A 22,700-nucleotide genomic window follows, 5' to 3' on the forward strand; every position below is an offset into this window, starting at 1 on the left:
CACGGGCAGGCACGCGTCGCGGTGATACACTTGGCGCCATTCTTCCCGGACGCTCCCCATGAAATTCTGCTCGAACTGTGGTCATGCGGTTGTGTTGCGCGTGCCTGACGGCGACAACCGCCCGCGCAGCGTATGCGACGGCTGCGGCACCATTCATTACGTCAATCCGCGCAACGTGGTCGGCACGATTCCGGTCTGGGAAGACAAGATCCTGATCTGCAAGCGCGCCATCGAGCCGCGCTACGGCTTCTGGACCCTGCCCGCGGGCTTCATGGAAATCGGCGAGACCACGGCGCAGGCCGCATCGCGCGAAACCCTCGAGGAAGCCGGCGCGCGCGTGGAAGTGGGCGAATTGTTCTCGCTGCTCAACGTGCCGCACGTCCACCAGGTGCACCTGTTCTATCTTGCCAGGCTGCAGGATCTGGATATCGCGCCGGGCGAGGAAAGCCTCGAAGTGAAGCTGGTCGACGAAGCCGACGTGCCGTGGGACGACCTGGCCTTCCCGACCGTCATTCATACGCTGCGCTGCTTCTTTGCCGATCGTGCGGCCGGCAGGATCGCCGACGGCAACTTCCGCCTGCACACACTCGATATCGACAAGCCGATGCGGCCGCTCACGAGCCGCGCCACGGTCACGCCCTGAGCGCGGCCGCGCCAGATTACCCGCATGATCACCTGGCTCGACCCGCACGACCCGTTTCCGCCGGTCGAACGTGCGCTCGGCCCCGCCTCTGACGCGCCGGGGCTGCTCGCGGCCAGCCGGGACCTCACGCCCCAGCGTCTGCTGCTGGCGTACCGGCAGGGCATCTTCCCCTGGTATTCGGACGGCCAGCCCGTGCTGTGGTGGAGCACCGACCCGCGCATGGTGCTGCGGCCCGAGGCGTTCGCGGTGTCGCTTTCGCTGCGCAAGACGCTGCGGCGCGTGCTGCGCGATCCGGCGTGGGAAATTCGTGTCGACGACGACTTTGTGGCAGTCATGCGCGCCTGCGCGATGACGCCGCGCGACGGGCAGCTCGGGACCTGGATCACTGACGAGATCGTCGATGCCTACAGCGTGCTCCATCGCGCCGGTCTCGCGCACTCGGTGGAGACTTGGTATCAGGGCGCGCGCGTGGGCGGCCTTTATGGCGTAGCGCTGGGCCGCATGTTCTACGGCGAATCGATGTTTGCCCACCGCACCGACGCTTCCAAGATCGCATTGGCCGCCCTGTGTGCATTCCTCGCCCAGCACGCTGTGGCCATGATCGACTGCCAGCAGGAAACCGAGCACCTGGCCTCGCTGGGCGCCCGGCCGATACCCAGGGCAGACTTTGTAGCCCACGTGAAGACGGCCAGCGCCAGTCCGGACATCAACCCCTGGCGCTTCGACAAGTCGGTGCTGGCGCGCTGGGCGCATCCGCCGCTTTCCACCCCCACCTTCGACTGACCCCCCGGGGTGCGTCACGCGCCCCTTTTTCGTCTTTCGTATTTCGTCTTCCACACATCTAGTCGACTGCCGTCCCGATCGGGACGCTGCCGTTACGTCGCGGCGCGCCATCGCACCGCCGGCCGCACTCGCTTTTAAGCTATTAACGACATCCAAATCGGGCTTGCCGATTTACATTTCACCAGCGCCCAAAAGTCGGCATCGGCCAATCTCCAGATAATCTGGCATTACAAGATTATATCCCTTTGCAGATTCTGACTGAAGTCCGGCTTGTCGGGCGTTGTCGAGTTGATTCCTGTGGTTTTGCAGATAGTCCAAAGCGCGTTTCCAACGATTTTTCCTGCAGCCCTCGTCCTCGGCAACTTTCCATACATCCATATCTGGAATTTCACATGAAATTCATTTCACGAAAGCACACCCTGGGATTGATGTCGGCAGTATCGTGCGCCGCCCTGCTGGCGGCATGCGGCGGTGACGGCGGCGACAGCGGCGGCACCGGCACGTCGGCCGGCGGCGACACCCCGCCGCAAACGGTGAAAACGGTGCCCACGGTACCGGTGGCCGTCCAGTCGAATTACGCCGCCGATCAAAACGGCAATACCACCGATAAATACAACGCGGCACTTCAGAACTACAACAGCCTCGGCGAGGCGATTCACAATCAATAATCGGCTGCCATGAAAATCAGAAATACCTTCAAGACAGTTTCCCTGTCTGCACTGCTTATCAGCCCACTGGCCATGGTCGCATTTGCCGCGGGCACAGGTTCTTACGAGAATTACAGTCCCAGCAAAACCTACGACAGCGCCGGCAATTACGTCACCTATACCGAAAACGCCGACGGCAAGATCAAGACGGCGACATTCGTCAATTCGTGGTGGACGCAGGGCGAAACGCCGCGTTTTTATCCCAACGACGGCCCCTGGAAAATGGTCGGCAAGGCCGAAATCACCGATGAGACTTCTGGCGCCGCCGTGATTGAAAGCGTGCCGGAGTGGAATGCCAATGCGGCCTACGCTGGCGGATCGCAGGTCAGCAAGAGCAACGCCTGCTACGAGGCCAAGTACTGGACGCAAGGCTTCGATCCCGCCACGGCTGTCACGTACGACTGGGAAACGCCTTGGCAACCGCTGGCAACATGTCCGTCCGGCGGCAAGGATCCCACGCCCACGCCCACAGATGACACCAGCGGCGGTAGCGGCAGCGGCGCAAGCAGCGACGATATCGACAAGATTCCGCCCACCGAGGGCGGCTCGGGCGAACTTCCCGTCGACACCCCGGTGGTCCCCCCTGTGATTCCCGTGGAACCGTCTGAAGAAACAACGCTGCCCGCACCGGACGTCTGGAACAACGGCACACTGCCGGCAGAGGGCTACGCCTTCCTGCGCCAGGTCACCGACGTCCAGTGGGACTGGCTGTTCCCGATGCGCTCCGGCAAGTTCAACACCGCCGGCGGCACGCGCAATACCGATCCCACGCTTGCCCGCGCCGACGGCAGCACCGACGTATTCACGCTGACGGCGTTCCGCAAGGCGGTTCTCGAATACAACAACTGGGCCAAGATCAACGGCTACAAGCAGTTCCTCAACGAAGGCACGGCCAAGCAGCAGGCACAGGAATTCATCGCCTTCTGGGCCAAATCGGCACGCGAGACGTCCGGATCCTGGAGCGGCGCGCCCGCGCCATGGATCGTCGACTACACCGCGGCAGACGGCGAATCGACCAAGGTCTGGAAGGGCGGTCTCTACTGGGTCGAGGAAGTGGGCTACACGACCGACGCCACCGGCGTGAGTTCGGCAATCGGCTACGTCGATACAGGCTCGGCGGACTATCCCCCAGTTCCCGGCCGCTCGTACTACGGCCGCGGCATCATCCAGTTGTCGTGGAACTACAACTACGGCGCGTTCTCGTCGTGGCTGTACAAGAACGGCATGCTCAAGAGCCTGATCACGGAAAAGGACACGCTTCTCAAGCGTCCCGACTACGTGGCAACCAATGGCGAATTGTCGATCCTGTCGGGGATCTGGTTCTGGATGACGCCGCAAGGCGCCAAGCCATCCGCGCACGACGTCCTGTACGGCGATGTGACCAACATCTCCAAGAGCAGCAACGATCAGGGACTGCCCCAACTGCGCGCCGGCTACATGGTCGACGGCCAAAACTACGGCCCGACGGCGCCTGGCGATACCACCGACGAAGGCGTCATGGCGTTCCGGCTGGGCTCGATCATCAACATCGTCAACGGCGGTCTGGAATGCAACGGGGCATCGTCATGGCATGGCGGTCCGCCGCAGCGCGTGTCGTACTACAACGCGTTCGCCATGTACTTCAATGACCAGATGCCTGACCTTAAGGTCACGCGCGTGAAGCCGGCCACCAATATCTGGGATGACAAGATCTCGAGCAAATCGAACGAGAAAGTCCAGAGCGCAACCTGCTTCAACCAGAAGTCGTACTACGGCTGGTAACGGGATCGCGGCGCTCATCGCCCGGGCCATGCGGACGTCGATCCGGGCAGGTTGAGCGCGGCGTCCGACCTCGCAGCGATTGCACGGGGAATCCCAACCGGGATTCCCCGTTTGCATTCCCGCCGCGCTGGGCGGCGCCCTCACGATCGCATGCAGGCATGGCCTGTTTCGCTCTGATAGACTGCCAGACAAGACCGACTCGCCGACGCGCCCCCGCCCCGGCTGCGCCCCTGACGCAGCGTCCCAAGGAAGGCCGCGCCAGCCACTATTCGACGTCATGAGCAAGCTGAAGGAACTACCGCTATCCGCGCTGCAGTTTTATGCGACGGCGCCGTACGCTTGCAGCTACCTGGAAGGCCGCATGGCGCGCTCGCAAGTGGCCACGCCAGCGCACCTGATCAACGCTGATGTCTATTCCCGGCTGGTTCGCGCCGGCTTCCGGCGTAGCGGAATCTTCACCTACCGACCCTATTGCGACGAATGCCGCGCCTGCACGCCGTGCCGCGTGGTGGTCGACCAGTTCAAACCCGATCGCAGCCAACGCCGCGCCTGGCGTCAGCATGAACGGTTACAGGCGCTGGTGGCGCCGCTGACATATGTCGAAGAGCACTACGCGCTGTATCTGCTCTATCAGTCGATGCGGCACGCGGGCGGCGGCATGGATCAGGACAGTCGCGACCAGTACGAACAGTTTCTGCTGCAAAGCCGCGTCAATTCCCGCCTGGTGGAGTTTCGCGAACCGCCCGGTTCGGCCGAAGCCGGCAAGCTGCGCATGGTGAGCATGATCGATGTGCTGGACGACGGACTCTCGTCCGTCTACACGTTCTACGATCCGACCATCGAGGGCGCCAGCTACGGGACGTACAACATCCTTTGGCAAATCAACCAGACGCGCGAACTCGGGCTGCCCCACCTCTACCTCGGCTACTGGATCGCCGACAGCCGCAAGATGGCCTACAAGGCGCGTTTCCAGCCGCTGCAGGTACTGACCGGCAACCAGTGGCACGCCTTCGAGGGTGCGGCGGCAGCGCCCGAACCGCAGCGACGGCCCGAGCCGGGCCCGGCCCAGGAATAAGCCGAAACCCGGGGGCAAGCGGGCCGAGCGGATACAATGCCGCCCTGGTTCCGACTTCTCGCCGGCCTGCCGGCCGCGCCCCACCCGTGCTCAACGCGCTCTACCCTCTTTTTCGCCCCGCCCTGTTTTCGATGGACGCGGAGGACGCTCACCATTTCACGCTCAACAACCTGATGCGCGCGCAGCGCATGGGGCTGGCCGGGTGCATCGGCAACAGCATTGCCGACGATCCACGCACCGTGATGGGCATACGTTTTCCGAATCCCGTCGGCCTGGCCGCGGGCCTGGACAAGGACGGTGCGTATATCGACGGATTGGCGGCGTTCGGCTTCGGCTTTATCGAAGTGGGCACGGTCACGCCGCGGGCACAGCCGGGCAATCCGCGGCCGCGCATGTTCCGCCTGCCACAGGCTGACGCGCTGATCAATCGCATGGGCTTCAACAATGGCGGCGTCGACGCATTCATCCGCAATGTGCAAGCGTCGCGCTGGAAGGCCAAAGGCGGCGTGTTGGGCCTGAATATCGGCAAGAATGCCGACACGCCGATCGAGCGCGCAGCAGACGACTACCTGTATTGTCTGGAGCGCGTCTATCCGCACGCCAGCTATGTAACGGTGAATATCTCGTCGCCGAACACCAAGAACTTGCGCCAGTTGCAGGGCGCCAGCGAACTCGACAGCCTGCTGTCCACCCTCAAGGCCGCGCAGCAGCGCCTGGCGGATCAGCACAAGCGCTATGTCCCCGTGGCGCTGAAGATCGCGCCCGATCTCGATGACGACCAGATCCGCAACATTGGCGACGCGCTGGTGCGGCACCGCATCGATGGCGTGATCGCCACCAACACGACGATTTCGCGCGATGCCGTCAAGGGCCTGCCGCATGCCGACGAAGCTGGCGGCCTGTCCGGCCGCCCGGTCTTCGAGGCCTCCACGCGCGTGGTGCGTGAGCTGCGCAAGGTGGTGGGCAACGAGTTGCCGATCATCGGCGTCGGCGGCATTTTCGACGGCGCCGGCGCGCGCGCCAAGATCGATGCGGGCGCGCAACTGGTACAGGTCTATAGCGGCCTGATCTATCGCGGCCCAACGCTGGTGCGCGATTGCGCGACAGCGCTGCGGCAATAAGCGGGTCAAGCGGGTCAAGCGGGTCGAGCGGGGCAAACGGGGCAAACGGGTTCGCGGCGGCCTTGGCGGGCAAGTTGGCGGCGGGCTTGGCGGCAATCCGGCCGCCGCGGGGCCGCCGCCCGGATCGGATCAGAGCGGCAGGGTCAGGCGCGCCGCCAGGCCGCCTTCCGCGCGGTTTTCCAGCCACAGATCGGCACGGATGGCCTGGGCCAGCCGCCGCGCGATCGACAGCCCCAGGCCGCTGCCGGGCGCGCGCCCGGCCGTATCCGGCACGCGATACCACGGCATGAAGACCGCCTCCAGCTGGGTGGGCGCGATGCCCGGCCCAGAATCGAGAATCGCCACATGCAGCCGCTGCGCCTCGATGCGCACCAGTAGCCGGGCATCGTCGCCATAACGCAGCGCATTGTCGATCAGGTTGGCAAGAATCCGACGCAGCGCGTGCGGACATGTTGTCACGGGTCGACCGATTTTTCCGTCCAGTTCGATCACCCGACCGGCGCCCCGGTAGTTTTCCACCATGACTTCGAGCAGCCTGTCGGCGTCGACCTGCCGCAGCGTCTGCACCGTGCGTCCCTGCATCCGCGCACACGCCAAACTGGCTTCGGCCAGCTCGCGCATTTCATCGAGATCGCGCTCGATTGCGGCGCGCAGCCGCGCATCGTCAACCAGTTCGCAGCGCAGCATCAGGCGCGTCATCGGGGTGCGCAAATCGTGTGCATAAGACGCCTGGACCGCCAGCAGTTCCGCTTCCCGTTCCGCGCAGCGCCGTCGCGCGTCGTTGATGGCCTGAATCAGGCGCGCGACCACCTCGGGACCTTCCGGCGTCAGAAACCGGCTCGTATCGTCGGATGCCATCTGGTGGATCGTCGATGCCAATCGGGATAGCGCGGCGCGCACCGCCAACGCATGGGCGATGCACAACGCGGCCACGACCATGAGCGCCGCGCCGCACAGGACCAGGACCACCGCCAGCGGCATGCTGGCCAACTGCCCGTGGATGGCGAGCCAGCCCGCCGTCGTCAGCGATGTCGCCACCCCGATCGAACCTTTCACCGGCGAGCGTCGATATCGGGCAACACCGTCGCGAAACCATCGCATGCGTGCCGCCGCGCCGGTCTCCCGCAGCGCATGGGATGGCAAGCTCGCGCGCTGTGATGCTGTCGGGTGCATGGTCATCATCGCTCTCCATTACCGCTTCACCGGCGGCTCCGATGCATGACACCACGCTTGCGTGCGAGCCGCCATCAGACGCGGGTTCACACACCCTATACGATGATTTAGGTCCTTCCATGGAGCCCGCGGGGAAGGTCCAGTGCCTGCCGCATGCGACCAGATCCATCATTAAGCGCGTTCGACTTGCGCATGCCCTTGCCTCGCCGCTACGGACGCGGCAGAACGGGGGCATCCGGCATGGTGCAAATAGTTGGACGACGTGCTGCGGCCAGTGAAAACGCGACGACAACATATCGAACACAAGGCCCGGAATTGCCCGTCGCATACGCAGGTAGAGGGACAGTCATACCCAGGGATAGTCGCGACGGGCGAGCGCCTGATTGCCGCAGATGGCGGGCTCGACGCCACGCTTTTCGATTGCCTGTTTTGTATCCGTATGTGTCACCACGCTGTTTCGACGCATCCTGATACGCGCTCCCGCGGACGGCGACATATCCGCAATACATGGCTGCGTCCCAATGGCAACGCGATCAACTTTCCCAAGGAACGACCATGACACCGCAGCACATCGCCGCGATCATCCTGACTGCCGCCGCCGCGCTCTCGGCCGCGGCCACGAGCGCCGCCGAAAAACCGTCGCCCAGCGACAACGCCTCGCCGATCTACGGCGTCACAGTTCCGGAGGGCTATCGCAAATGGCAACTGGTAGGCCCTGCGCTGGAAGGCGCGCCGCTCAACGAGTTGCGCGCGGTGGTCGGCAACCAGATCGCGATCGATGCCTACCAGCGCGGCCAGTTGCCGTTCCCGGACGGCGCGGTGCTGGTCAAGCTTGCATGGAAATACACGCAGTCTCCGGAATTTGAATCCGCGCTGGTGCCGGCGCAGGCGACCACCGTGCAGGTGATGGTCAAGGATTCGAAGAAGTACGCAGCGTCGGGCGGCTGGGGATACGGGCGCTTCGTCAACGGCAAGCCGGTGGACGAGGCGCAGCATCAGACTTGTTTCGCCTGCCACGCCGCTCGCGTGAAGGACCGCGACTATGTGTTTACCCGCCTTGCGCCGTGACGCAATTTGTAGTCGGAGCTCGGCGGCGCCAAGGAGCGAAAACCCGCCAAAATCGGCACTTTGCCGCAATAATTTGCGGTAGCACTCCCCTCCAGTAGCGTTTTTCGGCAGGATATGCCGCCGTGCAGCACTAAAAGAGAGCCATGCTGACGGTGAAAATGGTATCCTCGCAGGCTTCGCGCCGTCGCATCCGAAGCGACTTTCGCGCGTGCCCGCACCTGCCGCCGGGCGCGCCGCCCCGCTTCCGGACCGGCCGGGCTCGCAGCAACACTCGGTTGTCTGCGGCGGCCCGCCAGGACGGTCGTCGTACTGCTTGCGGCTGACTGAAAGCACCGATTCTTCGGGGGAGAACAATTACATGCTGCGTCTGAAGGCATCCACCACTCAAACCATCCTCGGCAGCGCGGTAGCGCTGGCCCTGCTCTACGGCGGCGCCGTGCAGGCCCAGACGGCAACCGTGAAGGTCCTGTCGATCGTGGATCACCCTGCGCTCGACGCCATCCGCGACGGCGTACGCGACGAACTGAAGACCGCCGGCTACGAAGCCGACAAGAACCTGAAGTGGGAATACCAGAGCGCCCAGGGCAATCCGGGCACCGCCGCGCAGATCGCCCGCAAGTTTGTCGGCGACCAGCCCAGCGCGATCGTTGCCATCGCCACGCCGTCGGCCCAGGCCGTCGTTGCCGCCACCAAGACCGTGCCGGTGGTGTACTCGGGCGTGACCGATCCGGTCGCCGCTCAGTTGGTCAAGTCGTGGAGCGCCACGGGCACCAACGTGACGGGCGTCTCGGACAAGCTGCCGCTGGACAAGCAGGTATCGCTGATCAAGCGCGTGGTGCCGAAGGCCAAGACCGTCGGCATGGTCTACAACCCGGGCGAAGCCAACTCGGTCGTGGTGGTCAAGGAACTGAAGGATCTGCTGGCCAAGCAGGGCATGTCGCTGAAAGAAGCAGCCGCACCGCGCACTGTCGATATCGGACCGGCCGCCAAGAGCCTGATCGGCAAGGTCGACGTGATCTACACGAACACCGACAACAACGTGGTGTCGGCCTACGAATCGCTGGTCAAGGTGGCCAACGAATCGAAGATCCCGCTGGTTGCCGCCGACACGGATAGCGTCAAGCGTGGCGCCATCGCCGCGCTGGGCATCAACTACGGCGACCTGGGCCACCAGACCGGCAAGATCGTCGTGCGCATCCTGAAGGGCGAGAAGCCCGGCGCGATTGCCTCGCAGACCTCCGACAACCTTGAACTGTTCGTGAACACGGGCGCCGCCGAAAAGCAAGGCGTGACGCTGTCCCCGGATCTGATCAAGGAAGCCAAGACCGTCATCAAGTAATACCGCCGGATGCCGCGCGCCCCACCCGTGGCGCGCGGCCTGAAGCGCCCCCCAAGGCCCTATCCGGGCCGGCCGGTCGGCCTGCAAAGGATTTTTCCCCATGTCCCTCTTTTCCCTGCTGGGCGCCCTGGAGATCGGCCTGATCTTCAGCCTCGTGGCGCTCGGGGTGCTGATTTCGTTTCGCATCCTCAATTTTCCCGATCTGACCGTTGACGGCAGCTTTCCGCTGGGCGGCGCGGTAGCCGCCACGCTGATCGCCGCGGGCCAGGATCCGTTCGTCGCCACGCTGGTGGCGATCGTGGCTGGCGCGATGGCCGGCTTCGTCACGGGATGGCTCAATGTGCGGCTGAAGATCATGGATCTGCTGGCCAGTATCCTGATGATGATCGCGCTGTACTCGGTCAATCTGCGCATCATGGGCCGTCCCAACGTGCCGCTGATTACCGAGCCGACGATCTTCACGATCCTGCAGCCGGAATGGATGCCCGATTACGTGTTGCGCCCGGTGGTGCTGCTGGTCGTGGTGGTGCTGGCGAAACTTGCGCTGGACTGGTTCTTCTCCTCGCAGTTGGGCCTTGCCATGCGCGCTACCGGCGCAAATCCACGCATGGCGCGCGCGCAGGGCGTGCCGACCGGCCGCGCCACGCTGGCCGGCATGGCGCTGTCGAATGCGCTGGTCGCGCTGGCGGGCGCGCTGTTCGCGCAGACGCAAGGCGGCTCGGATATCTCGATGGGCATCGGCACGATCGTGATCGGCCTGGCTGCCGTGATCATCGGCGAAACGATCATCCCGGCGCGTCGCCTGGTCTTCGTCACGCTGGCCGTGGTGATCGGCGCGATCCTCTACCGCTTCTTCATCGCCCTGGCGCTGAACTCGGAATTCATCGGCCTGAAGGCGCAGGATCTGAACTTGGTGACGGCGGCCCTGGTCACGCTGGCGCTGGTCCTACCGGCCACGCGCAAGAAGCTGTTCGCCCGCAAGAACGGAGGTGCCTGACATGTTGCGCGCTGAAAACCTGAAGCTCACCTTCAACCCGGGCACGCCGATCGAAAACCGCGCATTACGCGGCCTGAACCTCGAAATCCCGGCGGGCCAGTTCGTGGCCGTGATCGGATCGAATGGCGCCGGCAAGTCGACCTTCCTCAACGCCGTCAGCGGCGACACGATGATTGACAGCGGCCGCATCCTGATCGACGACGCCGACGTCACGCGCCAGCCGGCATGGGATCGCGCCCATCTGGTGGCGCGCGTGTTCCAGGACCCGATGGCGGGCACGTGCGAAGCGCTGACGATCGAGGAAAACATGGCGCTGGCCATGGCGCGCGGCTCGCGACGCGGCTTCCGGCCGGCGTTGAACAAGACGTCGCGCGAGCTGTTCCGCGACAAGCTGCGCCTGCTGAACCTGGGCCTCGAAAATCGCCTGACTGACCGCATCGGCCTTCTGTCGGGCGGACAGCGTCAGGCGGTGAGCCTGCTGATGGCATCGCTGCAGCCGTCGCGCATCCTGCTGCTCGACGAACACACCGCGGCGCTGGATCCGAAGACGGCCGCGTTCGTGCTGGAACTGACCGCGCGCATCGTCGAGGAAAGCAAGCTGACCACGATGATGGTGACGCACTCGATGCGCCAGGCGCTCGACTACGGCCAGCGCACGGTCATGCTGCACCAGGGTCAGGTCGTGCTCGATGTGTCGGGCGATCAACGCAAGGGGCTCGATGTGCCCGATCTGCTCAAGATGTTCGAGCAGACGCGGCATGAGCAACTCGACGACGACGCGCTGCTGCTAAGCTGATCGAGCTAATCGACACCGCCTCGGCACAAGACCCGCTCCGCGCACGCGCAGCGGGTCTTTTCACATACGCGCGACCGCGTCAGATCGTCGCAGCCTTGTCCAGCCAGCGCTTGAGCTGATCGGTCACGGCGCTGCTGGAGAATGAGCAGCTATCCTGCGCAAACGCGGCCGACATCTCCAGACGGCGCAGCAATTCCTCCATCGCCTGGCCAAACACGGGCGGCAATTCCAGCGATGCCGCCGATGACCGCCACTGCGCGATCAGATCGCCGACGGGCAGATCGCCCGCCAGATGGGCGTCCAGTGTCTGGCGCATCGCGTCCAGCACGGCTCGATTGGCACTCATGAACGCGCCCTCCTTTCCTTGTAAAGCTCGCGGAACGTGCGGCCGCTCGGCGCGGGCATGTCGCGGGTATCGGTCCAGCCCTTGCCTGCCATCGGCAGACTGGCGATAAGCCGGGCGCGCCCGCCCATGCGCGACAGAATGCGCGCGCCGATGCGCGTCATCAACGCATACAGTTCGGGCCGGCGCGCGACATAGCCCCAGACCTGCAGCGCGATGCGCTCCTGCCACGGGCGAAGATGCCGTTCCATCTGTTTTTCGCGCAGTTTGCGCAGCAGATCGGACAGCGGAATCGAAGCCGGACACACGCGGTTGCACTCGCCGCACAGCGTGGCAGCCTGCGGCAAATCCACCGCATTGGCCAGGCCCACATAGCTCGGTGTCAGCACGCTGCCCATCGGTCCTGGATAGACCCAGCCGTACGCGTGACCGCCGATCTTCTGGTAGACCGGGCAGTGGTTCATGCATGCTCCGCAGCGGATGCAGCGCAACATCTCCTGGAATTCGCCACCGATCAGGCCGCTACGGCCGCCATCGACCAGCACGAAGTACATGTGCTCGGGGCCGTCGCGTTCGCCTTCGGCACGCGGTCCGGTCAGCAGCGAGAAATAGTTCGAAATGGCCTGGCCGGTCGCGGAGCGCGGCAGCAGCCGCATGACCGTCGCCAGGTCCTCAAGCGTGGGCAGCACCTTTTCGATCCCGGTCACGGCCACGTGGACGCGCGGCATGATCGTGCACATGCCCTCGTTTCCTTCGTTGGTGACCACGGCCACCGAGCCCGTCTCGGCGATGATGAAGTTGCCGCCCGTCACACCCATGTCGGCGGACAGGAATTCCGGTCGCAGCACTTCGCGCGCTTCGCGCGTCATTTCGGGAATGTCGGTCAGGCGCGGCTTGTTGTGAACCTTGGCGAACAGGTCGGCAATCTCGTCCTTGTCCTTGTGGATCACCGGCGCGATGATGTGCGACGGCGGCTCGGCGTCGTTGATCTGCAGGATGTACTCGCCGAGATCGGTCTCGATGCTCTGCACGCCCATCTCGCCCAGCACCTGGTTCAGGCGCATCTCCTCGGTCACCATCGACTTGCTCTTGATGACCTTCTTCACCCCGTGCTTCTGCGCGATCTCCGCCACCAGACGCGCGGCATCGGCGGTGGTCTCGGCAAACAACACCGTAGCGCCGCGCTTCGTCGCGTTTTCTTCAAAGGTGGCCAGCCAGACGTCGAGATTTTCCAGTGCGCGATTGCGGCGCTCTTTCAAGGCTGCGCGCGTCGCGTCGAAATCGATATCGCGCATGGCATCGGCGCGCGCGGTCACGAATTTCGTCGATAGCTTCTTGAGGTTTTGCTGCAGACGCTGGTCGGCCAGTTTCTGTCCGGCGCGCGCCTTGAATTCCATGCTGTGCACTTGCATCGTGGGGCTCTCTCTATTGCTTGGCGGCTGCGCGTTTTGGCGTATCAGGCGTCGCCGGCCAGAACCTGCGCGATATGGAGCACACGCGTACCAGTATCGCCGGATCGGCGCAGGCGGCCTTCGATATTGAGGATGCAGCCCAGGTCGCCAAGCACCACGGCGTCGGCGCCGCTAGCCTTGATATTGGCGCACTTCTCGTCGACGATCGCCGTGGAGATGTCGCCGTACTTGACCGAAAACGTTCCGCCGAATCCGCAGCACGCCTCGCAGTCTTTCATCTCAGTCAACTGCACGCCGGGCAGCTTGCCAAGCAATTCGCGCGGTTGCTGCTTGACGCCGAGTTCGCGCAATCCCGAGCACGAATCGTGATAGGTGACATGGCCGGTAAAGCCGGAATCGAAACTGTCGATCCGGGCGACGTTGACCAGGAAATCGGTCAATTCATACACGCGTTCGCGCAATTTCTCATACCGGCCGTGCAGTTCCGGATCGTCGCGCAGCAGGTCCTGATAATGCTGGCGGATCATCCCGCCGCAGGAGCCCGACGGCACGACGACGTAGTCGAACATCTCGAACTCACGCAGGAATTTTTCGGCGAGATCGCGCGACACGGCACGCTCGCCAGAGTTGTACGCCGGCTGTCCGCAGCAGGTTTGGGCCTCGGGCACCATGACCTCATAGCCGGCGGATTCCAGCAATTTCAGCACCGAGAAGCCGATTTCCGGCCGCATGAGGTCCACCAGACAGGTGGCGAATAGTCCGATCCGCATTGCTTCCCTTTTCCAGACCCTGAAACGTCGCAATTATGCGCCCTCGGTCCGGGACTGCGCGCATTGCGCGCCGCAATCTTGTTCAGCGCCGCGCGAAATGCGCTTCATGCAGCATCCATGGCAACCGTCATGTCTCGAAGGAAATCTCGGAAATTACGTTTCATCAGTTGAAATTTTCACAATGCGAGATAGAATCAGGCAAACGCTTAATTTGCCGCACGGCAACATTTTTCACATGGCAGAAGCAGACAAGTCACCCGGCAAGACCTCGATCCAGGTGATCGAGCGCATGATGACGCTGCTGGACGCGCTCGCCCAGCACGCGGATCCCGTCAGCCTGAAGGAATTATCGCTGGCCACCGGCCTGCACCCGTCCACGGCGCACCGCATTCTGAACGATATGGTCGCGTGCCGTTTTGTCGACCGCTCCGATCCAGGTAGCTATCGCCTGGGGATGCGGCTGCTGGAGCTGGGCAATCTGGTGAAGGCGCGTCTGTCGGTGCGCGATGCGGCGCTGGCGCCGATGCGCGCGCTACATCGCGTCACCGGGCAGACCGTCAATTTGTCGGTGCGTCAGGGCGACGAAATCGTCTATATCGAGCGGGCCTACAGCGAGCGCTCGGGAATGCAGGTGGTGCGCGCGATTGGCGGCCGCGCGCCGTTGCACCTGACGTCGGTGGGCAAGCTGTTCCTCGCCGCCGACGAGGCCTCGCGCGTGCGCAACTACGCCACGCGCACGGGCCTGGCCGGACATACGCGCACATCGATCACCGACATCGCCAAACTCGAGCGCGAGCTCAGCTGGGTGCGCACGAACGGCTATGCGCGTGACAACGAGGAACTCGAACTCGGCGTGCGCTGCATCGCAGCGGGTATCTACGACGACTCGCGTCGGCTGGTTGCGGGACTCTCACTTTCGGCGCCCGCCGATCGCCTGCAGGACAGCTGGCTCCAGAACCTGAAGGACACGGCGCTGCAAATCTCGCGCGGTATGGGCTACGTACAGGAATCGGCCGCCTGATCGCGCCGCGGCCGGCGCAACCGTTGGCACCAAAAAAGAACGCGCCGGGGGCGAGAGCCCGACGGCGCGTTTTCCATGCGCAACGGCAAATGCTCAGGTGCCGCGCGACTGCTGCGATGCCAGGATCGCCGCAGGGGATTTAGGACCCTGCGTAAGATTGGGCGTCGACGGGAAAGGGCGCGGTTGGCCGCCCGCCGAAGGTGATTGATGCTCAAGCCAGCTACGCACGCGCGTGGCATCGGCAAAGCGCGACAGCTTGCCGACCGAATCCAGGAACACCATCACGACATTGCGATCGTTGACGCGCGTCTGCATGACCAGGCACTGGCCGGCTTCGGAAATATAGCCAGTCTTCTGCAGGCCGATCTCCCAGTTGCCGCCGCGCACCAGGCGGTTGGTGCTGACGTAATGCTGCGTGCGGCCCAGCACGTTCACCTCATGCTCGGTCTGGGTCGAGAACTCGCGGATGGTCGGATTGCGGTATGCCGCGTTGACGAGGCGAGCAAGATCCATCGCGCTCGACACATTGCTGCTCGACAGGCCGCTCGAATCGACGAAGTGGCTGTCGTTCATGCCCAGCTCGCGCGCCTTCTTGTTCATCGCGCTGACAAAAGCCGGCAGGCCGCCCGGATAGCTGCGGCCCAGTACCGAAGCTGCGCGATTTTCCGAAGACATCAGCGCAAGCAGAAGCATTTCGTGGCGCGTCAGCGTGGTGCCGAAACGCAGGCGCGAGCTGCTGTGCTTTTCCGTGTCGCGATCTTCTTCGGACACGGTCAGCATTTCATCCATCGGCAGATGCGAATCCATCACCACCAGCGCCGTCATCAGCTTTGTGATCGACGCAATCGGCAGCACGGCCGTCGGGTTTTTCTGAAACAGGACCTCGTTGGTGTTTTGGTCCATCACCAACGCGACCGATGACCGCAGCGACAACGCGTCATCGGTATCGCGCAATCCCATTGCCTCACCCAGCGAAGGCTTGGCCGGCACGAACGCCGCGCGCACCGGCGCAGCGCGGCTGGCCACCACTGTGCGCTTGCCGTTCTTGACGACGATCACCTTGCGAGGACTCGTCGTCACCGCCGACGAAGCGACGGTTTTCTTTGTTTTCGACGCTTTTTCGGTCTTTTTAGCCGACGATTTAGTTGCAGTGGATTTCGTCGCAGTCGACTTCGTCGCTGCGTACGCGACCGGCGTTGCCAACAGGGCAGCGCTTACCAGTGCCGACGTGGCAAGGGCGGTCAATTCGGGAAGGCCAAAGAGTCGGGACATAACGGAATCGGTCCGGAACATGATCTGTTCAGCGCGGGGTGCGGAATGGCGCTAGTTTAGGAAATTACGAAATTCTTAGCAAGATTAATGACTTACAGCAGCTCTTTAAAGTTTGAATCGCAAACATTTCCGCATCATGGAAAAAGAGAAGCAAAAGACATTTATCCGCCAGCTTAAAAACATTCGGGCAACCTGCAAATGGCCGACGCGCATCAAGCGCGAGTGAGCAATCGGTCACAGCAGTTGCGCTTACTTCATTCGTCTATACGTCGATAACGGTCGAACTGGTCGATTCCTGATAACAGTCAGGGCAAATCAGGAGAGAAAACGCGCGAACCCGCTTACCGGTTCACGTTCCGTCGTCAATTGATTTGCCGTGGCTTCCGGATCGGCGTAGCCAAGCGACATGCCACAGACGACCATTTCCTGCTCTGTCAACTTGAGGTGACTGCCAATAATCCTGTGAAATTGCGTGAAGGCCGCCTGCGGACACGTATCGAGGCCGCGCGCACGCGCCGCCACCATGATGCTTTGCAAAAACATGCCGTAGTCGAGCCAACTACCCTGCTCCATGATGCGGTCGATCGTGAAAATCAGCCCGACCGGCGCATCGAAAAATCGGAAATTGCGCGCGTGCTGCTCATGCATGCGCGCCTTGTCCTCGCGACGAATATCCAGCAGGCTGTACAAATCCCAACCGACCTTGCGGCGGCGCGCCAGATACGGATCGACCCATTCGCGCGGATAGTACGGATATTCCTCGCGATATTTGGAGTCGCGTTCCGGATCGTCATACGCCGCCAGCACATCGGCGCAGAACCGCGCCTTGGCATCGCCGGACAGCACATACACGTGCCACGGCTGCGTGTTGGTACCCGACGGCGCGCGGCTGGCCACGCCGAGAATCTCTTCGACGATCTCGCGCGATACCGGTGTATCGAGAAATGCGCGAATCGAACGACGTGTCGTGATGGCGCGATCAACAATCGCTGCGTCACCGGGATTCGACATGCTTTGCGGTCTCCTAGATATTCTTCATCGTTCCGGCCGGTCCACGACCAGCGCCTGCAAGGCCTGCCGCAATGCCGGCGGCAACGCCACGGGGCGGCGCGTCTGCCGATCCACGTACACGTGCACGAAGTGTCCCTGCGCTGCGGCCACGTCGTCGTCGTTGCGAAACAGGCCCACTTCATAGCGCACGCTGGAATTGCCGAGCTTTGCCACACGCAAACCGGCCACGACCGTGTCCGGAAAGCTCAGCGACGAGAAATAGTTGCACTGCGTCTCGATCACCAGCCCGATCGTCGTGCCCGTATCGATATCCAGCACGCCTTCGCGAATCAGGTACGTGTTAACCACCGTATCAAAATAACTGTAGTAGACAACGTTGTTCACGTGGCCATAGACATCGTTATCCATCCAACGCGTCGTGATGGGTTGGAAGTGCGCGTAAGCACCGCGGCGATCGGGTTCGGGCTTCATCGAGGGTGGATCGGTGGGACGTCAATGAACGACTGCGAAGGGAGCGGCGCTGCGTCAGCCACATGCGAGGTCGGTATGAGCGCACGAAACGCCGCAAGGTTCCAAATTTTTTGCGATGTCGGCAACAATTTCATGATCATGATGCCGACGCGTCTGCAACTGCGGAAATCTGCAACAGGCGATAGCGTTCGTGATAGCGCGCGGCCAGCATGACCGTCTGCGCATGCACCGCCACGGTGTTTTCGATCTCGTTGCCATATCCGCCGGCCATCGCCACGGCGATCGGAAGGCGGCGCGACAGCGCGAAATCAAACACCATGGTGTCGCGCTGCGCCAGGCCCGCCATGGTCAGACGCAGCCGACCAAGCCTGTCGCCTTCATGCGGATCGGCTCCCGCAAGGTAGATCAGCAGATCCGGCGCGAAGCGTGCGTCGAGCGTGTCAAGCGCCCGCGCGAGCGCATCGAGATAGGTTGCGTCGTCGCACCCGTCGGGCAGGCCGACGTCGAGGTCGCTGGCTTCCTTGCGGAACGGATAGTTTTTCTCGCCATGCAACGACAGCGTGAAGATCGTTTCGTCGCCCGCCAGGATCGACGCAGTGCCGTTGCCCTGATGCACATCGAGGTCGATGACCGCGACACGGCTCACGCGGCCGTCGCGCTGCAACACGCGGGCCGCCACGGCGGCGTCGTTGAATACGCAAAACCCGCCGCCCTTGTCGGCATAGGCGTGATGCGTTCCGCCGGCCAGATTGACGGCGATACCCTGCTCCAGCGCCGTGCGGCACGCGGCAATCGTCGCGCCGGCGGAACGGCGCGAGCGCTCCACCATTTCAGACGACCAGGGAAATCCGATCTCGCGCTGGCGCGCCGCATCGAGCTGCCCCGAGGAAACCTCGCGGATATAGGCCTCGGTGTGCGCGAGCCGCAGGGCGTCGTCATCGGCGCGCGGCGCTTCGTGCAAATGCAGCCCCGGCACGTCGCGCATCACCGCATCGCGCAGCATGCTGTACTTGCGCATGGGAAACCGATGGCCAGGTGGGAGCGGCAGGACGAAATGGTCGGCGTAGAAGGCAAACATGCGAAAAGCGTTGGGGTCGCGATTGCGGCCGGCGTGCGGCGTATGGCCTCGGCCAGCGCGTGATGCACGCGCATCATTGCCCGACCGGACAGTCAGCGATGGTAGCACCGCAGGCCGTGCGGTGCCGCAAAGCCCCGAAAATGCACACGTTTCTCGCATCGCACCACAGAATTTTCTAGGGAAAAACCCTTGCCCATGGCGACTTACGTGGATGGTGCTGCGCTTGTAGGCCGATATGTGGCGCTATTTTTTGTGCAATGCACAAAATACGCTTGACACGCTTCGCAGTTCTCTTAGAATTGGAATTGTTGCGGCGCACCAAAGGTTTGGACCTGACTCAGGGCCACCGGAAAACGCCGACAAACAAGACCTACGCTCGGGCTGGCCAGGACATTTGAAGTCATGGCTTTGACATCTGGGCGGCTTAATTTCACCTAGCTAGACCTTGAAGTTCACCACTGGAGACCAGCAATGATCCTGACCCCGGAACAAGTTGCAGCCGCGCAAAAAGCCAACCTCGAGACCCTGTTCGGTCTGACCTCGAAAGCCTTCGAAGGCGTCGAAAAGCTGGTTGAGCTGAACCTGCAAGTGGTCAAGGCTACGTTTGCCGAAAACGTCGACAACGCCAAGAAGGCGCTGTCCGCCAAGGATGCCCAGGAGCTGCTGGCCATCCAGGCATCCCTCGTTCAGCCTGTCGCCGAAAAGACGCTGGCCTACACGCGTCACCTGTATGAAATCGCTTCGGAAACCCAAAGCGAATTCACCAAGGTGGCCGAAGCCCAACTGGCCGAAGGCAGCAAGAACGTGCAAGCCCTGGTCGACAACTTCGCCAAGAATGCGCCGGCCGGTTCGGAATCGACCGTCGCCATCGTGAAGTCGGCGATCTCGGCAGCCAACAACGCCTACGAGTCGGTCCAGAAGGCCACCAAGCAAGCCGTGGAAATGGCCGAGACCAACTTCCAGGCCGCTGCCTCTGCCGCCAGCAAGGCTGCCCAGCAAGCCAGCGCCACGGCCCGCACCGCGGCCAAGAAGTCGGCCGCTGCCGCCTAAGCTTTAACGCCAGCATCCAACGCGCCGGCTCCGGCCGGCCCGTTGGCAAAGCGCCCTGCCCTGGACGTTTCGCCAACGGCGGCAATGATCACGTCTTCGCGCGATCGCCCTGTACCGATGTCTCCTCGGTACCGATTCCAAAAGGTATCGTTCAGGCCCGGCTCTGCTCAGCAGAGGCCGGGCGTTTTTTTGCCCGCGTTCTGTTGCGCCCCACCGCTTGGCGGTTAATTGAATAAATTGGGTAACAAAAACCCGCCGGGTGGCGGGTCTGCGTAGCGCGGAAGATCAGCGTTTGCGCGGTGGCGGCACGTCGGTGCAGACACCTTCGTAGATTTCTGCGGCCATGCCAATCGATTCGCCCAGCGTCGGATGCGGGTGAATCGTCTTGCCGATGTCCACCGCGTCGGCGCCCATCTCGATGGCCAGGCACACCTCGCTGATCAGGTCGCCCGCATGGGTGCCGACGATTCCGCCGCCGATGATCCGGTGCGTTTCCTCATCGAAGATCAGCTTGGTAAATCCTTCGTCACGGCCATTGGCAATCGCACGGCCCGACGCAGCCCACGGGAATACGCCCTTGCCGTACTTGATGCCCTGCGCCTTGCACTGTTCCTCGGTCAAGCCGGCCCATGCCACTTCCGGATCGGTATAGGCCACCGACGGAATCTGCTTTACGTCGAAGTACGCCTTCTCGCCATGCGCGGCCTCGGCGGCCACGTGCGCTTCGTGCACGGCCTTGTGGGCCAGCATCGGCTGTCCGACGATATCGCCGATCGCAAAAATGTGCGGCACATTGGTGCGCATTTGCTTGTCGACGTCGATAAAGCCGCGGTCGGTCACAGCCACGCCGGCCTTCTCGGCACCGATCTTCTTGCCGTTCGGCGAACGACCGACCGACACCAGCACCGCGTCGTAACGCACGGCCTCGGCCGGCGCGCCCTCGCCTTCGAACTTGACGTAGATGCCATCCGGTTTGGCTTCCACGCCAACCGTTTTGGTCTTCAGCATCACGTTATCGAAACGCTGCTTGTTCATCTTGTCCCAGACCTTGACGAGGTCGCGGTCGGCGCCCTGCATCAGGCCATCGAGCATTTCCACCACGTCGATGCGCGCGCCCAGCGTGCTGTACACGGTGGCCATTTCCAGGCCGATGATGCCGCCGCCGATCACCAGCATCTTGTTCGGGATGTCGCGCAGTTCCAGCGCGCCGGTCGAATCGAAAATGCGCGGATCTTCCGGGATGAACGGCAGCTTCACAGCCTGGCTGCCGGCCGCGATGATCGCCTTCTCGAAGCGAATCACGGTCTTCTTGCCATTGGTGGCTTTGCCGTCGCCTTCGGTTTCCTGCACTTCGAGGTGATTCGGATCCAGGAACGTGCCGATACCGCGCACCACCTGCACCTTGCGCGCCTTGGCCATGCCCGCCAGGCCGCCGGTCAGCTTGTTGACCACGCTTTCCTTGTAGTGGCGCAGGCCGTCCAGATCGATCTTGGCTTCGCCAAACAGGATGCCGTGCGCGGCCAGCGCCTTGGCCTCGTCGATCACGGCAGCGTTGTGCAGCAGCGCCTTCGACGGGATGCATCCCACGTTCAGGCAAACACCGCCGAGCGTGCCGTAGCGTTCCACCAACACGGTGTTCATGCCGAGGTCGGCGGCACGGAATGCGGCCGAATAACCGCCGGGGCCCGCGCCGAGCACGAGCATGTCGCACTGAATATCGGCGCTGCCGCTGTGCTTGGCAGCCGCCGGTGCTGCGGACGGTGCCGGGGCCGATGCGGACGGAGCCGGAGCCGGAGCCGCCGCGGGAGCAGGCGCCGGCGCTGCGGCCGCGCCGCCTTCGACGGTGCAGATCACGGTGCCCTTGGCCACCTTGTCGCCCACCTTGACCTTGACTTCCACGACCTTGCCCGCCGACGACGAGGGCACTTCCATGCTGGCCTTGTCACTTTCCAGCACGATCAGCGACTGCTCTTCCTCGACCGTGTCGCCAGCCTTGACCAGCACTTCGATCACTTCCACCGCGTCGAAATCGCCGATGTCCGGCACCTTGACTTCGATCACACTCATGCTTTTCCTCCTGGGATGCGCGCCCTGCCCGCCTCGGGGTCAGGCCGCGCCGTCGTTGTTGGTTGCCACGCCAGCGGGCGGCTGCGTCTGAATCGTCTCAAGCGCCATCGCATGCACGTCGATCGGCCCGGCCGAACTCTTGTCGAACTCGATGCCGGCATCGACGCCGATCCGCGCGATCGCGGCGGCATCGAGGTCCGGCCGGTCGTACACGGCATGCATGGCGCCCAGCGCGTAGTTGCGACCCGAGCCAATGCCCCAGAAGCGGTCGAACGAAAACACTTCGCGATAGGAATAGACGCCAAAAATGCCGCCAGGATTGGCGATCAGGCAAACGATCTGCGACGACTCGTACGGATCGTCCTCGTCTTCCTTCGTGTTGATGTAGTACTCGTTCTTGAGCTTCTCATGCACCTTGAGAAAGGTCCGGAACACGTCGTCGCGCGTATGCAGCCGGCATTCTTCACCCATGCCCGACAGCAGCGCGCGCATGACCGGAAAATGCGCGGTGGTGCCGGCCAGCGCGACGTAGCTGTCGCCGACCGGAAACACTTTCTGGTTGCGCTCGTAGGCACGCGACAGGCGCGTATCGCCGAACGTCACCAGCGCATCGGCCGCGATCGCCACCTCGTCACCCTTTCTGACGACAACGCAGGTAGTCATGGCTCGCCCCTTTTACTCGGCAGTTCGCACGCCGGCGTCGCCGACGTGCGTTGCGGTTGCTTGCAGATGAAGCCTGACG

22 protein-coding genes are annotated in these 22,700 nt (G+C 63.2%); 12 read left to right on the top strand and 10 right to left on the bottom strand.

Annotation, left to right across the window (positions count from 1 at the left end):
• Positions 1 to 58 precede the first annotated feature (58 nt).
• From AC1RKI_RS16210 to AC1RKI_RS16235, 6 genes are all read left to right on the top strand, one after another.
• Positions 59 to 643 (top strand): NUDIX hydrolase, encoded by a 585-nt coding sequence (locus AC1RKI_RS16210; protein ID WP_061959661.1) that lies wholly within the window; start codon positions 59 to 61, stop codon positions 641 to 643.
• Between the two features lie 24 nt (positions 644 to 667).
• Positions 668 to 1,426, top strand: coding sequence for a leucyl/phenylalanyl-tRNA--protein transferase (gene aat / locus AC1RKI_RS16215; RefSeq protein WP_222156415.1), 759 nt, complete (start codon positions 668 to 670; stop codon positions 1,424 to 1,426).
• 392 nt (positions 1,427 to 1,818) lie between these two features.
• Positions 1,819 to 2,094 carry a hypothetical protein gene (locus AC1RKI_RS16220; RefSeq protein WP_150978972.1) on the top strand — a complete coding sequence of 92 codons (276 nt, stop codon included), beginning with the start codon at positions 1,819 to 1,821 and terminating at the stop codon, positions 2,092 to 2,094.
• Positions 2,095 to 2,103: 9 nt separating this feature from the next.
• Positions 2,104 to 3,894, top strand: a complete 1,791-nt coding sequence (locus tag AC1RKI_RS16225; RefSeq protein ID WP_244787253.1) for a glycoside hydrolase family 19 protein — start codon at positions 2,104 to 2,106, stop codon at positions 3,892 to 3,894.
• A gap of 277 nt (positions 3,895 to 4,171) precedes the next feature.
• Positions 4,172 to 4,969 (top strand): arginyltransferase, encoded by a 798-nt coding sequence (locus AC1RKI_RS16230; RefSeq protein ID WP_244787251.1) that lies wholly within the window; start codon positions 4,172 to 4,174, stop codon positions 4,967 to 4,969.
• Positions 4,970 to 5,055: 86 nt separating this feature from the next.
• Positions 5,056 to 6,090 carry a quinone-dependent dihydroorotate dehydrogenase gene (locus AC1RKI_RS16235; protein WP_061959666.1) on the top strand — a complete coding sequence of 345 codons (1,035 nt, stop codon included), beginning with the start codon at positions 5,056 to 5,058 and terminating at the stop codon, positions 6,088 to 6,090.
• A 129-nt stretch (positions 6,091 to 6,219) separates the two neighbouring features.
• Here AC1RKI_RS16235 and AC1RKI_RS16240 read toward each other — a convergent pair whose 3' ends face one another.
• Positions 6,220 to 7,272 carry a sensor histidine kinase gene (locus AC1RKI_RS16240; RefSeq protein WP_492919052.1) on the bottom strand — a complete coding sequence of 351 codons (1,053 nt, stop codon included), beginning with the start codon at positions 7,270 to 7,272 and terminating at the stop codon, positions 6,220 to 6,222.
• Positions 7,273 to 7,818: 546 nt separating this feature from the next.
• Here AC1RKI_RS16240 and AC1RKI_RS16245 point away from each other — a divergent pair.
• The 4 genes from AC1RKI_RS16245 (at position 7,819) to AC1RKI_RS16260 (ending at position 11,463) form a co-directional block, all read left to right on the top strand.
• Positions 7,819 to 8,331, top strand: a complete 513-nt coding sequence (locus AC1RKI_RS16245; protein ID WP_084004258.1) for a cytochrome P460 family protein — start codon at positions 7,819 to 7,821, stop codon at positions 8,329 to 8,331.
• A gap of 358 nt (positions 8,332 to 8,689) precedes the next feature.
• Entirely contained in the window at positions 8,690 to 9,670 is a 981-nt protein-coding gene (locus AC1RKI_RS16250; RefSeq protein WP_492796263.1) for an ABC transporter substrate-binding protein, read from the top strand.
• A gap of 100 nt (positions 9,671 to 9,770) precedes the next feature.
• Positions 9,771 to 10,667, top strand: a complete 897-nt coding sequence (locus tag AC1RKI_RS16255) for an ABC transporter permease (protein WP_061959669.1) — start codon at positions 9,771 to 9,773, stop codon at positions 10,665 to 10,667.
• A gap of 1 nt (position 10,668) precedes the next feature.
• The gene (locus tag AC1RKI_RS16260) at positions 10,669 to 11,463 is read left to right on the top strand and encodes an ABC transporter ATP-binding protein (protein WP_061959670.1); all 795 of its coding nucleotides are present in this window, start codon (positions 10,669 to 10,671) and stop codon (positions 11,461 to 11,463) included.
• A 79-nt stretch (positions 11,464 to 11,542) separates the two neighbouring features.
• Here AC1RKI_RS16260 and AC1RKI_RS16265 read toward each other — a convergent pair whose 3' ends face one another.
• The 3 genes from AC1RKI_RS16265 to AC1RKI_RS16275 are packed head-to-tail and all read right to left on the bottom strand — an operon-like array spanning position 11,543 to position 13,988.
• Entirely contained in the window at positions 11,543 to 11,809 is a 267-nt protein-coding gene (locus AC1RKI_RS16265) for a hypothetical protein (protein WP_061959671.1), read from the bottom strand.
• Positions 11,806 to 13,218 carry a LutB/LldF family L-lactate oxidation iron-sulfur protein gene (locus tag AC1RKI_RS16270; RefSeq protein ID WP_061959672.1) on the bottom strand — a complete coding sequence of 471 codons (1,413 nt, stop codon included), beginning with the start codon at positions 13,216 to 13,218 and terminating at the stop codon, positions 11,806 to 11,808. The genes AC1RKI_RS16265 and AC1RKI_RS16270 overlap by 4 nt, the downstream gene beginning before the upstream one ends.
• 44 nt (positions 13,219 to 13,262) lie before the next feature.
• Positions 13,263 to 13,988 (bottom strand): (Fe-S)-binding protein, encoded by a 726-nt coding sequence (locus AC1RKI_RS16275; protein WP_061959673.1) that lies wholly within the window; start codon positions 13,986 to 13,988, stop codon positions 13,263 to 13,265.
• Positions 13,989 to 14,223: 235 nt separating this feature from the next.
• On the opposite strand from AC1RKI_RS16275, the gene AC1RKI_RS16280 reads away from it, so the two are divergent.
• Entirely contained in the window at positions 14,224 to 15,009 is a 786-nt protein-coding gene (locus tag AC1RKI_RS16280) for an IclR family transcriptional regulator (protein ID WP_061959674.1), read from the top strand.
• 93 nt (positions 15,010 to 15,102) lie between these two features.
• On the opposite strand, the gene pbpG is transcribed toward AC1RKI_RS16280, so the two are convergent.
• From pbpG to AC1RKI_RS16300, 4 genes are all read right to left on the bottom strand, one after another.
• A complete protein-coding gene (gene pbpG / locus AC1RKI_RS16285; protein ID WP_084004259.1) occupies positions 15,103 to 16,302 on the bottom strand; it encodes a D-alanyl-D-alanine endopeptidase in 1,200 nt (399 codons plus the stop codon).
• Between the two features lie 294 nt (positions 16,303 to 16,596).
• Positions 16,597 to 17,292 (bottom strand): nitroreductase, encoded by a 696-nt coding sequence (locus AC1RKI_RS16290; RefSeq protein ID WP_492796260.1) that lies wholly within the window; start codon positions 17,290 to 17,292, stop codon positions 16,597 to 16,599.
• A gap of 24 nt (positions 17,293 to 17,316) precedes the next feature.
• The gene (locus tag AC1RKI_RS16295) at positions 17,317 to 17,763 is read right to left on the bottom strand and encodes an acyl-CoA thioesterase (RefSeq protein WP_061959676.1); all 447 of its coding nucleotides are present in this window, start codon (positions 17,761 to 17,763) and stop codon (positions 17,317 to 17,319) included.
• 136 nt (positions 17,764 to 17,899) lie between these two features.
• A complete protein-coding gene (locus tag AC1RKI_RS16300) occupies positions 17,900 to 18,841 on the bottom strand; it encodes a histone deacetylase family protein (protein ID WP_492796258.1) in 942 nt (313 codons plus the stop codon).
• Between the two features lie 471 nt (positions 18,842 to 19,312).
• Here AC1RKI_RS16300 and phaP1 point away from each other — a divergent pair, with 471 nt between their 5' ends.
• Positions 19,313 to 19,891 carry a TIGR01841 family phasin PhaP1 gene (gene phaP1 / locus AC1RKI_RS16305; protein ID WP_061959678.1) on the top strand — a complete coding sequence of 193 codons (579 nt, stop codon included), beginning with the start codon at positions 19,313 to 19,315 and terminating at the stop codon, positions 19,889 to 19,891.
• A gap of 285 nt (positions 19,892 to 20,176) precedes the next feature.
• On the opposite strand, the gene lpdA is transcribed toward phaP1, so the two are convergent.
• Both lpdA and AC1RKI_RS16315 read right to left on the bottom strand, forming a co-directional pair.
• The gene (lpdA, locus tag AC1RKI_RS16310) at positions 20,177 to 21,958 is read right to left on the bottom strand and encodes a dihydrolipoyl dehydrogenase (RefSeq protein ID WP_222156416.1); all 1,782 of its coding nucleotides are present in this window, start codon (positions 21,956 to 21,958) and stop codon (positions 20,177 to 20,179) included.
• Between the two features lie 39 nt (positions 21,959 to 21,997).
• Positions 21,998 to 22,621: an Ntn hydrolase family protein gene (locus tag AC1RKI_RS16315; protein WP_061960286.1), complete on the bottom strand. Its 624-nt coding sequence runs from the start codon at positions 22,619 to 22,621 to the stop codon at positions 21,998 to 22,000.
• Positions 22,622 to 22,700: the final 79 nt, after the last annotated feature.

The organism is Cupriavidus sp. GW822-FHT06G04, assembly GCF_058799075.1.